Here is a 15,083-nt window from a genome sequence, read left to right on the forward strand (position 1 = left end):
AGCACAGGAACAGACAGCAGACTTCGCTCGGTTTCCTTCGGCAACCTGGCAATCATGGCTGTTTAATCCAGCTTTAGACCCATGGCTTTGTGTCCACCACTTTCGAGGTGTTTACGATTAACGGGAAAATACATTCGTATATTTTTTACATCTTTGAGCATGCTCTTACACTTCTTCCTCCTACATTCAGTAGGAGCTGACCTTGAGTTCTCAAAACATTTACCTTCATATAGTTTTAAAATACGTTGTTAGCTGCAGATTAAAATACTTTAGCAAGCCACTAAATTCCTGTCATCCGACAACTCCAGTTCATTTTACTTAATTTCTCTCACCCCCCCAAGATTCAGAAATAACAACCTGCACAACTTTAGCGGCTTAGCTTTTTTTAAAATGATGGATTTGTGATCCACCTAAAAAATGACGTTCCAAAGCTTCTCTCGCATTCGATGTTTCGCCGAAAATAGCGACGTGAGTGTACACGGGGAGTGAAGGACAGTTGGAGTGCAACTTCGGAAGAGTAAAACGTGCTTTTTCCAACATTTTTAGGAGAAAGCCAAAATCAAACCAGGAAAACAAGAGGGAACCCCCTCCACAACTGATTAAGAACAAGTAAGCTTACTGCGGAGGATATATCCAAGGTCTAGTCACAAAGCGTAGCACCCCGAAGAAAAGAATGTCCTTGCAAGAAATGTCGCGCCTAACCTTTAGCAAGGAAGAAGCATGCCATTCTTCCGCCTGCGAACGAAGCATTAATGTCAACCAAGCGTCAAGGAGCGCACATGGACAATATCGTCCTAGTCATGGAGGTGTTAGACAGCATACCGGCGAAGTTCATTTTCCAACGGAATATTCCACTATTTGAGCCATGATCACTTTGATCTCAGCACTTGGTTGGAAACGTGGCTGACCATCTCAATCTCACCGGCTGTCAAGGTAAACTGCATCGCCTTCACATTTTCCACGGCATGATGTACTTTTGAAGCCCCAGGTATCGCAAATACGTTCTCTCCGTGAGCGTTAATCAGCCAATTCAGGGCAATCTGCGTTGGCGTCACGTTATATTGTTGAGCCAACTGTTCCAGTGTTTCAATCAGTGGCTTCGATCTCCGCAGCCCCGAATCCCGGAATGCCGTCGTCCACTTGCGCGGACCCTTGATCGACTTGACCAGAGAAGGATTATTATGGAATTTTCCACTTAAGATCCCCTGCATTAGTGGAGAGTATGCGATGATCGCCACGCCAAGCTCTTTTGCCGTGTCCAGAATTCCGTTCTGTTCGATTCTCCGGTCGAGTAGGCTGTATTTCACTTGATTCGAAACTAGGCGAAGACCGTGTTCACGCAGCACACGATCGGCTTCACGTATTTGTTGCGCGGAAAAGTTGCTTACGCCCACATATTTAATCTTTCCTTGCCCAACCAGTTTAGCCATCGCATTCATCACGGCGCCAACCGAAGCAAAGGAGTAAGGCGAATGCACCTGGTAGAGGTGAATCGTCCGTTGATCCAAATGGCGAATACGTTCATCAATCGTTGCTGTGATACTGCCTGCGGTCCGAAAGGCCGGCCACCATTTCGTAGCGATATTCGCCTGTTCCGCGAGCGGTCCTCCGATCTCATTCAGCGTGCCGGCCAGTAGCTGCTCAGACTGTCCGCCACCGTATGCTTCGGCGGTATCAAACCAATTAACTCCACCTTCTAAACTGGTCTGAACGATTTGCCGTATATCCTCCCGCCGCAGCACTGGCCAGAATTTCCCGACTATTCCTTTTCCATTGCTGAACTGCCAACACCCAAGCCCCAGCGGTGACAGCTTTAAATCCGAGTTGCCCAGCTTACGTAATTGCAGTGAGCCTGCCACATTTACCGTTTTCTCTTCCACGATCCTTCCATCATCTCCCGTAAAAAAGTTTTCATGTGAAACGATTGCCTTCACGTTTTAAAGCACATAACACAACTTTTCTTCCTGATTTGCACAGTCCGCTATGGAAAGTTTTTTGAACACTATGCATAGAGTCTGCTTTATAAACTACCTTAAAAAAATGCTTTTGCATAACCCTTATTTGTTTTATCGGTTGGAAGCTTACAAATGTTTAATAAAATGTTATAAAAGCATCTCTTATGGGGAATTTTGGTGTACGAGACATAAAAAAAGATGACTCCTGATGAATTCAGAAATCATCTGATGGCAGCTAGAAAAGGCCTTCTTTTTCAATCTGTCGAAAATCATACTCTGTACCTGTATCAGTTTTCCTCACGAACGCTAAGTTGCCCTGTACCTGGTTCATTCAGAACAATTCTTGCTTTGACGGTCGAACCATCTTTACGCTTAAAAGATAGCAGCTGTGTCTGTCCCTTCGTCAACAGAGACTTGAGCATCGTTTCCGTAATCTGCTTGCCAGCATATTCCTTCCAGACGACAAAGCCGCAGCCCTGCTTGTAGTGGCTGCATCCATATCCTTTGCGGCCTTCGATGATGCTCCCGCCGCAATTCGACCGCGGGCAGCTACCTAAAGTCTGCCTTTGGCCCGGCGAAGTGCCCGACGGCTCGGCGGACGAAGCTCGTGCTGCCCTCGCGCTTGAGCTACTCCCAGCTGAACCCGATGCAGCCGCAGTACGCCCTCCTGCGCCCGATGGCACTTGCTCCAGTGACGATGCTCCGCCCGAGTTGTTGGTACGCCGTGACGGAGCGCGTGCAGCCCCTTGGGTGGTGATGCTTCCGCTTGCGCCTCCACTACGGGTGGCTCCCTTACTACCCGAGCGTTTGCCTCTTGCTTCCTCGCCAAAAGCGTTCGCTGGAGCCGGTGGTTGCTGCCTCACCTTGTCAATGATGGATAAGGTGAACTTTTTAACGTTATCCATAAACTTTTCCTGGGCAGCTTCCCCCTTGGAAATTTGATGCAAACGGCGTTCCCATTGGCCTGTCATTTCCGGCGAGGCAAGCAGGTCAACCCCCGCATGACGAATCAGATCAATAGCCATTTTCCCCTTATCCGTAATGAGGATCTTTTTACCCTTCATTTCAATGTAGCCAACCTTCTTCAAGCGTTCAATCGTAGCAGCACGTGTCGCCGGCGTACCCAGTCCCGCATCCTTCATGACCTCGCGCAGCTCCTCGTTCTCCATCTGCTTTCCTGCGCTCTCCATGGCTTTAAGCAACGTGCCCTCTGTGTAGCTTTTAGGCGGCTGCGTGGCCTTCTCTTTCATCTCGGCACGAGTGCAATCCACCGGACGACCTGCATCAATCTCAAACTTCTTGTCCGTCCATTCGTCCGTTTCCTCTTCTTCCTCTTTCTTCGGTGCTTTGCTCTTTTTTCCTTTATCCTGATCTGCCTTGCTCAGAACTACCTTCCAGCCCAAGGACAGAAGTTCCTTAATGTTTGTTTTGAACAGATGCTTGTCCACCTGAGTCATCACGGTATGCATTTTATATTCGGCAGGCGGGAAGAAATGTGACAAAAACCTGCGGATTATCAGGTCATATACATTTTGTTCCTCTTTGCTGAGTGTTCCCGGTCTTTTCAGCGTCGGCAATATAGCATGGTGATCCTCAACACGGGATGGATTGCAGACAGCTTTATTCTGTTTATGGACCAAATTGGGGTTCGCTTGCTGTACCAGATCAGCATAAGGACCTGTGCCCAGCATACGAAGCGCCTTGTGCATACCGTCTATATTTTGCTCCGTTACATAGTTGGAATTAGTACGCGGATAGGAAATGACCTTATGCCGCTCATAAAGCGCTTGTGCTACATCCAGTGTTTTTTTGGCTGAATAACTATACTTGGCATTCGCCTCGCGTTGAAGCAGCGTCAAATCGTACAGCTTGAACGGATATTCCTTGGTCTGCTTCACATCGTATTTGATGATTTTACCTGTTTTTCCGCGAACTGCGGCTGCTATCGCCTCAGCTTCTTCCGGTTTGGTGAGCCGATCTCCCTGCCACGCACCTTTGTACTTGATCTGATCTTGCTTAAACTCGGCCCACACGTCATAAAACGTTTGAGACTGAAACGCCTCAATTTCCTTTTCACGATCATGAATCAATGCCAGCACAGGGGTCTGCACCCGTCCGACTGACAACAACGCATTATGCCGTGTTGTAAAGGCTCTGGAGGCATTCATACCAATCAACCAGTCTGCTTCACTTCGTGCCCGCGCAGCCTGAGTCAGAAATTCAAACTCCGAAGCATCTCGCAAGCGCTCGAAGCCTGACGCAATACTCTCTGCCGTTAAATCTGAGATCCACAGTCGCTTGACCGGCTGACGCAGCTTTAACTGCTGTTGAATCAACGCAAAAATATATTGCCCTTCTCGCCCTGCATCACAAGCATTCACGATTGCATTGCAGCGTTTGGCCAACTCACCAATTATTTTTAACTGATCTTTTGTTTTCGGATTCGGTACGATTTTAAACTGCTCAGGGATAATGGGAAGATCTTTAATATTCCAGCGTTTGTACTTGGCATCGTATGCATCCGGCTCAGCAAGACCCAGCAAATGACCGATCGCCCAAGTTACAATATATTTCTCCCCCTCCAGATAGGTACGGTTATTTTTAGCCCTCGGCTCCATAACAGCCGCAATGGTGCGCCCCATATCCGGTTTTTCAGCAATAATTAACGTCTTCATTCATATTCCATTCCTTCCTGACGGCCCTCTGCTTCCCTTCCCTGACTCACACGTAATAAACGAAAGGTAAATGAAATACAAGCAGGGCCTCATGCAAAAGGAGCCTTCTCCCGGCGAAAGCTCCTTTGTCCATTCACTTGGTCTAGCGCTCCAACAATATACGTGTATTATACCATAGATAGCATCATTCTCTCAGGTGATGATTTACGAAACCTTGTAACGATAATAGTTACTGTCATTATCTATAAGGCCACGTAAAAGAGCTTTATAAACTGAACTTAAAAGTTACTATAGTGCCATTACACGGAGGGATGATACTTCCCATCGCCACCACTTCGCTTGTATAGCCCCCTTCCACCTACTCGGTTTTCCCTATACCTTTTTCAGTTTGACTTATATGGATAATTTAGATGAAGTTTCATTTAAAATCACTCTTCACATATCAATATGAGTTATATTTATGTTATTTTATATTACATTAAAATTGAGTTTTATCTTTATCTTTGCAAAATAATTTCATTATTCAATAAAAAAGCTACACTTCACTCCTGTTTTTATGTTATGATCGCTGTAGAAAATAGAAATAGAGATTTTAAAATCATATAAAGTCATATTATTTAACATTAAATTCACAATACTTTACATACAATGACAACAAATGCTGTTTCGAAAAAAATTCTTAACTCAATGGTTATCCATTCGCATTTTACAGCCCTGATCATGACAATCCTGTGAACGCAACAAAGCCCCATCCGAGGATGGAGCTTTGACTGGTAACTAATATAGTGCTATATTTACACCAAAACGGTAGCGCCCATCAGGTATTTATCGACCTCACGTGCAGCTTCCCGACCTTCATTAATGGCCCACACAACAAGGCTTTGCCCGCGACGCATATCACCAGCAGCAAAAACCTTATCTACATTCGTAACATATTTCCCGTAACGTGCTTTAACGTTGGAACGACGATCGGTTTCCAAACCAATTTGCTCCACAATTGTTTGCTCAGGACCGTCGAATCCAATCGCAATGAGAGCAATCTGTGCCGGGAATACGCGCTCCGTACCCGGAACAGGCTGATAGATCTTGCGACCTGTTTCATCCACAATACGCTGAATTTGAATCGTGTGCAGCTCTTTCAAATTACCGTTCTCATCACCTACAAACTTGGTGGTCATGATGGAGAACTCACGCGGATCTTCCCCGAATATAGCCTTCGCTTCCTGCTGTGCATAATCAAGAGTGTACACATTCGGAAATTGTGGCCAAGGATTGGCAATAGGATCACGTTCCACAGGAGCTTTGACATGTGTACCAAATTGTGTAACACTTCGACAGCCATGACGCAACGAAGTAGCCACACAGTCCGAACCTGTATCACCACCACCGATTACAATAACATCCTTACCTTGGGAGGACAAATAATTGCCATCTTCCAGATTGGAATCCAGGTAGCTCTTGATGGTACCATTCAAATAATCCATCGCATAATGAACTCCATTCAAATCGCTACCTTCAATATTGAATTCTCTCGGCTTCGTAGAGCCACCGCACAGTACAACCGCATCATACTCAGCAATCAGCTGATCGGTAGGAATATCCTTTCCGATCTCTGTATTCGTAATGAATTGAATGCCCTCCGCCTCCAGCAAATCCACACGACGCTGAACAACCTTTTTGTCCAGCTTCATAGAAGGAATGCCGTACATCAGCAACCCGCCAACACGATCCGCGCGCTCGTACACAGTTACGCTGTGTCCTGCTTTATTAAGCTGTGCAGCAGCAGCCAGTCCGGCCGGGCCCGAGCCGACAATAGCCACTCGTCTGCCTGTACGCTTCTCCGGCGGATTAGGGACAACCCAGCCTTCCTCAAAGCCTTTTTCGATAATAGCTTCCTCAATCGTCTTGATCGTAACAGATTGCCCGATCAGGCCGACCGTACAGGAACCTTCACATGGCGCAGGACAGACACGCCCGGTAAATTCCGGGAAGTTATTCGTCTTGTGCAACCGATCCAGCGCTTCCTTCCACAAACCGCGATATACGAGATTGTTCCATTCCGGAATCAGATTATGAACTGGGCAGCCCAAAGTCGCTCCCATGATGTCCATCCCCGTATGACAATAAGGAGTTCCGCAGTCCATACAACGTGCCCCTTGGGTACGCAGCTCTTCTTCGGACATATGCTTATGGAATTCTTCCCAATCCTTAATACGCTCTGCCGGATCCCGGTCTGTAGGAAGCTGTCGTGTGTATTCCATAAATCCAGTTGGTGTAGACATGTTACGTTCCCCCATCTCTTCGCTTATGAACCCCGTTCATCCATCCGAACTCAAGTCAAATTCGAATTTGTCTGTTTGTATCATGAAAGGGTCTATTCTCGTTGAATTTGATTTATTGTATCACAATACAGCGCAAAAGTAATGAAAACTTATGCAACTTTCTGCATCAACAGCCAAAAGGATTTTTTATATGGTTCATTAATTTTTCAAATGAGCGAGGTCAAATGTACCCCAATCTTACTTCGTCCTCTCGTAAACGACAAAACGGTAGTCGTACGGGTTTCTTTCATCCTTGACACCGGGAGTCTCACTGACTACATTCCAGCCGTTCCAATCCAGCTCGGGAAAAGTCGTATCTCCCTCGAAATTCTCATCAATCCTGGTGACAATTAGCCGATCAGCATGTGTCCAGAACAGTGAATAAATCTCCGCGCCGCCGATGATCATCAGTTCTTCCTGCGCCGCCAATTGGAGTCCTTCTTCCAGAGAATGGATCACTTCTGCACCTTCAGCCAGGTAGCTCTGATCACGGGTCAAAATAACGTTACGCCGCTTAGGCAGGCTTTTTCCGCCAAAGGATTCCCATGTCTTGCGCCCCATGAGTACGGTTTTACCGATGGTCTGCTCCTTGAAAAATGCCATATCTCTCGGCAGGCGCCAAGGAAGACTGTTATCCCGGCCAATGACGCCGTTTTGTGCCATAGCCCATATCATCGAAATGCTCATAACTCACAGCTCCCCCAAATCAGATAGCGACAGGCGCCTTGATACCCGGATGATATTCATAGTTCTCGAAAGCAAAGTCCTCGTACGTATAATCAAATATTGAATCCGGTTTACGAAGGATTTTGAGCTGAGGCAACGGATAAGGATCACGCTCCAGCTGCGTATGCACTTGTTGCATATGATTTGAATAAATATGCACATCGCCGCCTGACCAAATGAATTCGCCCGGCTCCAAACCACACTGCTGTGCAACCATATGCGTTAGCAATGCATAACTGGCGATATTGAAAGGAAGTCCAAGGAAGGTATCGACTGAACGCATGGTCAGCATGCAAGAAAGCTTCCCTCCGGCCACATAAAACTGAAATACGAAATGGCATGGCGGGAGCTTCATTGAATCGATTTCAGCCACATTCCAAGCGCTGACGATATGTCGTCGGGAATCCGGGTTGTTTTTAATCGCTTCAATGACATTTGTAATCTGGTCAATATGTTGTCCGTCTGTTGTTTCCCACGCGCGCCATTGCGATCCATATACAGGGCCCAGATTCCCCTGCTCATCTGCCCATTCATCCCAAATGGTAACCCCGTTCTCCTTGAGGTAAGAAATGTTGGTATCTCCCCGCAAGAACCACAGCAACTCATGGATAACGGATTTCAAGTGTACTCTTTTAGTTGTTACCAAGGGAAAGCCCTTGGCCAGATCAAAGCGGAGCTGTCTTCCGAAAACAGAGAGTGTTCCCGTTCCAGTACGGTCCTCTTTTTTCACTCCATTTTTCAATATATCCTCCAGCAAATCCAAGTAATTGCGCATTTTATTTCTCTCCTTTAAGCATGAATAAACATCGGCATTAATAAAATCCGAACGTATATGAACGTTAAAAGCGTATCACATTCACGTACAGTATCCAGTATTCAATGTCCGCAGCGTCAAATTCCAATCTAGAAAAGATCTGCTATTCTGCACCCATATCTATATTTAGTTTATCATGGACTACGCTTTATTGACTATCTACTGTGTGAATTTTCATAGACGTCCTGAAAATCCTAAAATATGAAAAAAAGAGGCAAAGAACGCAGATATAGCGCTCCTTGCCTCTCTTTCCATGTATGAAAATCAAAAACGAGATAATGAATTGGGATTAGCGACGTGGTGCCAATGCGTGGATCGGATGACCCAGCACGACTTCCGCTGCTTCCATAACGATTTCGCCCAGTGTAGGGTGAGCATGAATAGTCAAGGAGATATCTTCGAGTGTAGCACCCATTTCAATCGCCAGACCCAGCTCAGCAATAAGGTTGGAAGCTTCCAGACCTACGATTTGCGTACCCAGTACCAGACCTGTGTCTGCGTCAGCTACGATTTTAACAAAGCCTTCAGTAGCGTTCAGGGAAACGGCACGGCCGTTTGCTCCATAAGAGAACTTGCCGACTTTGACATTGTGGCCTTTTTCTTTAGCTTGTGTCTCAGTGTAGCCTACGCTGGAACATTCTGGATCTGTGAAAACAACAGCCGGCATACACTTGTAATCTACTACAGACGGCTCGCCTGCAATTGCTTCAGCAGCTACTTTACCTTCGTAAGAAGCTTTGTGCGCCAGAGCAAGACCAGCTACAATATCGCCGATTGCAAAGATGTGAGGAATGCTAGTACGTCCTTGGTGATCAACTTTCACCATTCCACGCTCATCCAGTTCTACGCCGATTAGATCCAGACCCAGTTCACCGTCTGTGTTTGGACGACGTCCAACAGTTACAAGCAGATAATCAGCAGTTACTTCTTTGCTTTCGCCGTTAACGGAGAATTTCACCGTTACGTCTTTATCTGTTTGCTCTGCACTTTCCGCTTTAGCGCCAGTGAAGATTTCAATACCGGTTTTCTTCATGCTCTTCGCAACGATCGAAGTCATATCCTTGTCGAAGCCAGGAAGAACGGTATCCATACCTTCAATGATTGTTACTTTGGAACCGAATTTGGAGTACATTTGTCCAAGCTCTGCACCAATGTATCCACCGCCGATTACGATCAGGCTTTTCGGAATTTCAGGCAAGTTCAACGCTTCTGTAGAAGACAGAATACGTCCGCCAAACGGGAATGGTTTCAATTCAATTGGACGGGAACCTGTTGCGATAATCGCATTTTTAAAACGGTAGCGTGGTGATTCATGTTCGTTGAATACACGTGCTTCGTTTTCGTTGATGAACATGCACTCACCATTGAAAACTTCAACTTTGTTGCCTTTAAGCAGACCACTTACGCCGCCAGTCATTTTCTTAACAACACTGTTTTTGAATTCTTGTGTTTTAGCAAAGTCTACTTTTACGTTCTCAGCCGTAATACCGAAAGACTCGCCGTGTTTGGCAGCTTCGTATTGATGAGCTGCAGAGATCAAAGCTTTGGAAGGAATACATCCACGGTTCAGACAGACACCGCCCAGCTCCGATTGGTCAACGATCAATACGTTTTGTCCCAATTGTGCAGCACGGATAGCAGCTACATAGCCGCCAGGACCCGCACCGATAACCAATGTGTCAATATCCAGAGAAGCGTCTCCTACTACCATTGATTACACCTCCATAACAAGCAACTCAGGGTTAGCGAGCAGCTGTTTGATATAGTTCATGAAGTTTTGAGCAGTTGCACCGTCAATAATACGGTGGTCAAAGCTCAAGGAAAGAGCCATTACAGGAGCGGCAACAATTTCACCGTTTTTCACTACTGCTTTTTCACTGATACGGCCAGTTCCCAAGATCGCTACTTCAGGGAAGTTGATGATTGGAGTAAAGAACATACCGCCTGCGGAACCGATGTTAGAGATAGAAATTGTGCTTCCTCTCATCTCATTGGCAGCCAGTTTACCATCACGACCGCGTACAGCCAGATCACGAATGGAATCAGCGATCATCCAAATGCTCTTACGGTCAGCATCTTTAATTACAGGAACGATCAGACCGTTATCTGTATCTGTAGCAATACCGATGTTGTAGTATTTTTTGTAGACGATTTCGTTTGCTTCTTCGTCGATCGAGGCATTCAGAGCCGGGAATTGACGGGAAGCTGCAACCAATGCTTTTACGATGAATGGCAGGTATGTTACTTTCGTGCCTTTCTTCTCAGCGATTGGTTTCATACGAGTACGGAAAGCAACCAACTCGGTTACGTCCACTTCGTCCATAATCGTAACGTGTGGAGCTGTGTAAGCCGATTTAACCATAGCGTTGGAAATCGCTTTGCGGATACCTTTAAATGGTACACGCTCTTCCTCAGCACGTGGATCTGCTGCTGGTGCGGATGGCGCTGCAGCTTTCGCTTCTTTTTTAGCTGGCTCTTGTGCTTTTGCAGTTTCTTTCGCTGCTGGTACAGCCGCTTGGCCTCCACCATTTTTGAAAGCTTCTACATCTTCTTTAGTGATTTTACCATTTTTGCCGGAGCCACTCACTTGAGCGATGTTTACACCTTGCTCACGTGCAAATTTGCGTACGCTAGGTGTAGCCAGCACGTCTTTGTTTGTTGCAGCAGGAGTTGCAGCTGGTTTTGTGTTAGCTCCGCCTTGTGCAGCATCCTGTTCTTGTTTAGCGGCAGCCGGTGCTTCTTCTTGTTCAGGAAGCTCACCCTCTGCAGCAATTACTGCCACAACTTGACCTACGTTAAAGATGTCTCCGTCTTTGGCAAATACTTCTTGAACCGTACCATTGACCGGACATGGAACTTCAACTACAGCCTTGTCATTTTGTACTTCCATGATGATATCTTCATCTGTTACTTTATCGCCGGGCTTGATGTGCATCTTGATGATTTCGCCTTCGTGAAGACCTTCACCCAGCTCTGGGAATTTATATTCAAATCTAGCTGTACCTGCAGCTCCACCTTGTGCAGCAGCACTTGGCTCAGGGCTAGCAGCTGGAGCTTCCGGTGCTTCTTCTTGTTCAGGAAGTTCACCTTCCGCATCGATTACAGCTACGACTTGACCTATGTTAAAAATGTCTCCGTCTTTGGCAAATACTTCTTGAACCGTACCATTGACCGGACATGGAACTTCAACTACAGCCTTGTCGTTTTGTACTTCCATGATGATATCTTCATCTGTTACTTTGTCGCCGGGCTTGATGTGCATCTTGATGATTTCGCCTTCGTGAAGACCTTCACCCAGCTCCGGGAATTTATATTCAAATTTAGCCACGTTTAAAACCTCCCAAATTTACGGTGTGCTTTAATTAAAATTCCAGTACTTTATTAACCGCATCAATGATACGTGTTGGCGTTGGCAACCAAGTATCTTCAATTTGAGCAAAAGGATAAACGGTATCTGGACCTGCCACACGCAGAACTGGTGCTTCCAGATGCAGAATTGCTTTTTCGTTAATTTGTGCAATCACTTCAGCAGCTACGCCAGAGCTCTTTTGCGCTTCTTGAACAACGATGGCACGATTTGTTTTTTGAATGGAAGCCACGATTGTATCAATGTCAATGGGGCTAACGGTACGCAGGTCAATAATTTCGACTTTAATACCTTTTGTTTTTTCCAGTTCATCAGCAGCTTTGACAGAAGTGTGTACCATCAAACCATAAGTGATGATTGTAACATCGGAACCTTCACGAACTACGTTCGCTTTACCCAGTTCAACTGTGTAATCATCCTCAGGAACTTCAGCGCGGAATGCATGGTACAAGTTCAAATGCTCCATGAAAAATACTGGATCGTTATCGCGAATAGCCGCGATCATCAGACCTTTTGCATCGTAAGGATTGGAAGGAACAACAACCTTGATACCAGGTGTTTGAGCCAAAAGTCCTTCCAGGGAATCTGTATGCAGCTCAGCCGCTTTAACCCCGCCGCCAAAAGGCGTACGGAATACGATTGGAGAATTGTAGCGTCCACCGGAACGGTAGCGCATACGGGATGCTTGAATTGCCATTTGGTCGAGTGCTTCAAAGATAAAGCCTACGAACTGGATTTCAGCTACAGGGCGGAATCCTTGGACACCCAGACCCACAGCAAGACCCCCGATTGCGGATTCCGCCAACGGAGTATCAAATACACGTTCTTCGCCAAACTCTTTTTGCAGACCTTCTGTTGCGCGGAATACACCGCCTACATGACCTACATCTTCACCGAAAAGCAGGACGTTAGGGTCGCGTTTCAACTCTACGCGCAGTGCGTCACGAATCGCTTCTTTCATGTTCATTTGTGCCATTTGCTTCATTTCCTCCTTAAACATTGACAGATCAGTTTCAGTTCAGGTCCAATTGAAAGACAGACCGGATCGGGATGCCGCCCGGTCTCTCTGATTTATTTCAAGCTCAATTATTTAAAATCAGCTTTTTGTTCTTCCAGATGCTTAGGCGTAGATTCGAACATGCTGTCGATCAGACCGGAAATGGTCATTTTTTCTGTTTTCTCGGCTTTTTTGATCTCTTCGTTCACTTTCGCTTTAGCTTCTTCTTTTACGCGAGCTGTATCTTCTTCAGTCCAAAGACCTTTTTTCTCAAGATATTTCGCAAAACGGGCAATCGGATCTTTCGCATTCCATTCGCCCTCTTCTTCTTTCGAACGATACTTACTTGCATCGTCAGACAGGGAATGTGGACGGAAACGGTAAGTTACAGCTTCGATCAATGTCGCGCCTTCGCCGTTACGTCCGCGTTCAGCAGCTTCTTGAACAGCCTTGATAACTGCGAGTACGTCCATTCCGTCGATTTTCACGCCTTTGATACCGGCAGCAACGGCTTTGTGAGCGATAGAAAGAGCAGCCGTTTGCTTCGCAAATGGAGTTGTAATTGCGTAGCCATTGTTTTGCACAAAGAAAATAACTGGCAGCTTGTAAACACCGGCATAGTTCAGGCCTTCGTAGAAGTCACCTTCGGAAGAACCGCCGTCACCTGTATATGTAATGGCGACTTGTTTTTGTTTTTTCAGTTTGTAACCCATTGCAATACCCATAGCATGCAAGATTTGCGCGCCAATGATGATTTGCGGCATCAGTACATTAACACCGTCCGGCACTTGGCCGCCGTGTTGATGACCACGGGAATACAAGAAAGCTTGGTATAATGGCAGGCCATGCCAAACGATTTGCGGAATATCGCGGTAGCCTGGAGCAATAAAATCTTCTTTTTGGAGCGCATATTCACTACCAATCATGGTTGCTTCTTGTCCGGATACCGGAGCGTAGAAACCGAGACGTCCTTGACGACCCAAGTTAACGGCACGATCATCCCAAGTACGTGTAAATACCATACGATACATAATTTCTTTCAACTGATCATCTGTAAGTTTAGGCAATTTATCTTTATTGATAATTTCACCATCCGGAGAAAGCACGGACAGAGCCTCAACTTCCTCTGTGTACACTTCATAAGGAACCTTGCTCATTTTCTTCACCTCAACAAAAAAATTTGAATATCAAGTTCCGCTGTTATAGGATTATTATACACCTGTTATATTGCTTGCGTCAAAGATTTAGTTATTTTTTTTGAGTTTGCCACATTTTTGTTTGTGTAACAGGGAACATTTTTTACTATAACAGCTTAGTACATGATTGAAATTTTAAACATCTATTGCAATCAGGGTAATCTTAACTTATTGTGATCCCGAATGCAAAATTAAACCCCAGAAAGGTGACAAATAATGACGGATTCCCGGTATTTGAAACGAACCATCCTAAAAGACGAAATAAACAGCCGCTTTCTTGGCGAAACCAGAACACTCCGTATTTATTTACCGCCCGGCTATAATGAAATTTTGAGCTATCCGGTCGTGTACTGTCAGGACGGAGAGGAATTTTTCAATTTTGGCCGTATAGCAACACAGGCAAACCGTCTCATTCTGGACGAAGGCGTTGAGCCTTTCATCATCGTCGGCGTTGAAGTCAACACGAAAATCAGAACTCAGGAGTATGCTCCCTTTGGCAATCGCTTTGAGGCGTACACCGCCTGTTTTGCAGAAGAGATTATTCCCTATGTGGAACAGAAGTATCCTATAAGAAGAGATGCATCGTCCCGGATTCTGGCTGGAGATTCACTGGGAGGCAGTGTGTCTCTGCATTTAGCCTTGCTATATCCCCAACTGTTCAATCGTATTATCAGCCTGTCCGGTGCTTACTATGAAGCTTCACAAGAAATTATCGCTCGTGAGCGTGATCTGTCCCATCTGCGAGTGTGGATGACGGTTGGTCTTCAGGAAGATGCATTTGAGAGCGACACCGGCATTTACAATTTTGTAGAGCTTAACCGCCAATGCGCTGATTTGCTGCGCGAACGGAACGCCGATGTTTCCTATCGAGAAAAGGATGGCAAGCATTTGTGGGGCTTTTGGCAAAATGAGCTGCCTGACGCGCTAATGTATTTTTTAGATCGCGCCTGAGTGAAGCTTTTCCAAAGCTACAGAGACTAATGGGGATTGGGCATTTGTCGACCAGAGTGGGTCGTTATGCTCTCTCCTCTT

Annotated in this window: 10 protein-coding genes and 1 riboswitch; of the genes, 1 reads left to right on the forward strand and 9 read right to left on the reverse strand. The window is 45.9% G+C overall.

Translation table 11 applies throughout. The features are described from left to right. Positions 1–36: 36 nt before the first annotated feature. Positions 37–126: riboswitch (cyclic di-GMP riboswitch) on the reverse strand. 743 nt (positions 127–869) lie between these two features. The 9 genes from E0698_RS07465 to pdhA all read right to left on the reverse strand — a co-directional run bounded on the left by E0698_RS07465 (position 870) and on the right by pdhA (position 14,012). Further along, complete coding sequence (locus E0698_RS07465) at positions 870–1,880, reverse strand: aldo/keto reductase (RefSeq protein ID WP_192511188.1); 1,011 nt, start codon at positions 1,878–1,880, stop codon at positions 870–872. Positions 1,881–2,242: 362 nt separating this feature from the next. Next, a complete protein-coding gene (locus tag E0698_RS07470) occupies positions 2,243–4,630 on the reverse strand; it encodes a type IA DNA topoisomerase (RefSeq protein WP_192511137.1) in 2,388 nt (795 codons plus the stop codon). Positions 4,631–5,424: 794 nt separating this feature from the next. After that, positions 5,425–6,912, reverse strand: coding sequence for a glutamate synthase subunit beta (locus tag E0698_RS07475; RefSeq protein WP_192511138.1), 1,488 nt, complete (start codon positions 6,910–6,912; stop codon positions 5,425–5,427). 237 nt (positions 6,913–7,149) lie between these two features. Then, positions 7,150–7,638: a dihydrofolate reductase gene (locus tag E0698_RS07480; protein WP_044648484.1), complete on the reverse strand. Its 489-nt coding sequence runs from the start codon at positions 7,636–7,638 to the stop codon at positions 7,150–7,152. Positions 7,639–7,657: 19 nt separating this feature from the next. After that, positions 7,658–8,452 carry a thymidylate synthase gene (gene thyA / locus E0698_RS07485; RefSeq protein WP_134914779.1) on the reverse strand — a complete coding sequence of 265 codons (795 nt, stop codon included), beginning with the start codon at positions 8,450–8,452 and terminating at the stop codon, positions 7,658–7,660. A gap of 328 nt (positions 8,453–8,780) precedes the next feature. After that, positions 8,781–10,202, reverse strand: a complete 1,422-nt coding sequence (lpdA, locus tag E0698_RS07490; RefSeq protein ID WP_134914780.1) for a dihydrolipoyl dehydrogenase — start codon at positions 10,200–10,202, stop codon at positions 8,781–8,783. A 3-nt stretch (positions 10,203–10,205) separates the two neighbouring features. Continuing rightward, on the reverse strand, positions 10,206–11,819 hold the full coding sequence (locus E0698_RS07495) for a 2-oxo acid dehydrogenase subunit E2 (protein ID WP_192511139.1): 1,614 nt from the start codon (positions 11,817–11,819) through the stop codon (positions 10,206–10,208). A 34-nt stretch (positions 11,820–11,853) separates the two neighbouring features. Then, positions 11,854–12,834 (reverse strand): alpha-ketoacid dehydrogenase subunit beta, encoded by a 981-nt coding sequence (locus E0698_RS07500; RefSeq protein ID WP_014281492.1) that lies wholly within the window; start codon positions 12,832–12,834, stop codon positions 11,854–11,856. A 110-nt stretch (positions 12,835–12,944) separates the two neighbouring features. Beyond that, positions 12,945–14,012, reverse strand: coding sequence for a pyruvate dehydrogenase (acetyl-transferring) E1 component subunit alpha (gene pdhA / locus E0698_RS07505; protein ID WP_134914782.1), 1,068 nt, complete (start codon positions 14,010–14,012; stop codon positions 12,945–12,947). Positions 14,013–14,267: 255 nt separating this feature from the next. Between pdhA and E0698_RS07510 the strand changes: the two genes are divergently transcribed. After that, the gene (locus E0698_RS07510; protein WP_134914783.1) at positions 14,268–15,002 is read left to right on the forward strand and encodes an alpha/beta hydrolase; all 735 of its coding nucleotides are present in this window, start codon (positions 14,268–14,270) and stop codon (positions 15,000–15,002) included. Positions 15,003–15,083: the final 81 nt, after the last annotated feature.

It is taken from the genome of Paenibacillus sp. 23TSA30-6, from assembly GCF_014858585.1.
Taxonomy (GTDB): domain Bacteria; phylum Bacillota; class Bacilli; order Paenibacillales; family Paenibacillaceae; genus Paenibacillus.

Excerpts from the sequence above, each read along its gene's own strand:
- E0698_RS07470 (WP_192511137.1), bottom strand. The coding sequence starts at position 4,630 with ATGAAGACGTTAATTATTGCTGAAAAACCGGATATGGGGCGCACCATT.
- E0698_RS07475 (WP_192511138.1), bottom strand. The coding sequence starts at position 6,912 with ATGTCTACACCAACTGGATTTATGGAATACACACGACAGCTTCCTACA.
- E0698_RS07480 (WP_044648484.1), bottom strand. The coding sequence starts at position 7,638 with ATGAGCATTTCGATGATATGGGCTATGGCACAAAACGGCGTCATTGGC.
- thyA (WP_134914779.1), bottom strand. The coding sequence starts at position 8,452 with ATGCGCAATTACTTGGATTTGCTGGAGGATATATTGAAAAATGGAGTG.
- lpdA (WP_134914780.1), bottom strand. The coding sequence starts at position 10,202 with ATGGTAGTAGGAGACGCTTCTCTGGATATTGACACATTGGTTATCGGT.
- E0698_RS07500 (WP_014281492.1), bottom strand. The coding sequence starts at position 12,834 with ATGGCACAAATGAACATGAAAGAAGCGATTCGTGACGCACTGCGCGTA.
- pdhA (WP_134914782.1), bottom strand. The coding sequence starts at position 14,012 with ATGAGCAAGGTTCCTTATGAAGTGTACACAGAGGAAGTTGAGGCTCTG.
- E0698_RS07510 (WP_134914783.1), top strand. The coding sequence starts at position 14,268 with ATGACGGATTCCCGGTATTTGAAACGAACCATCCTAAAAGACGAAATA.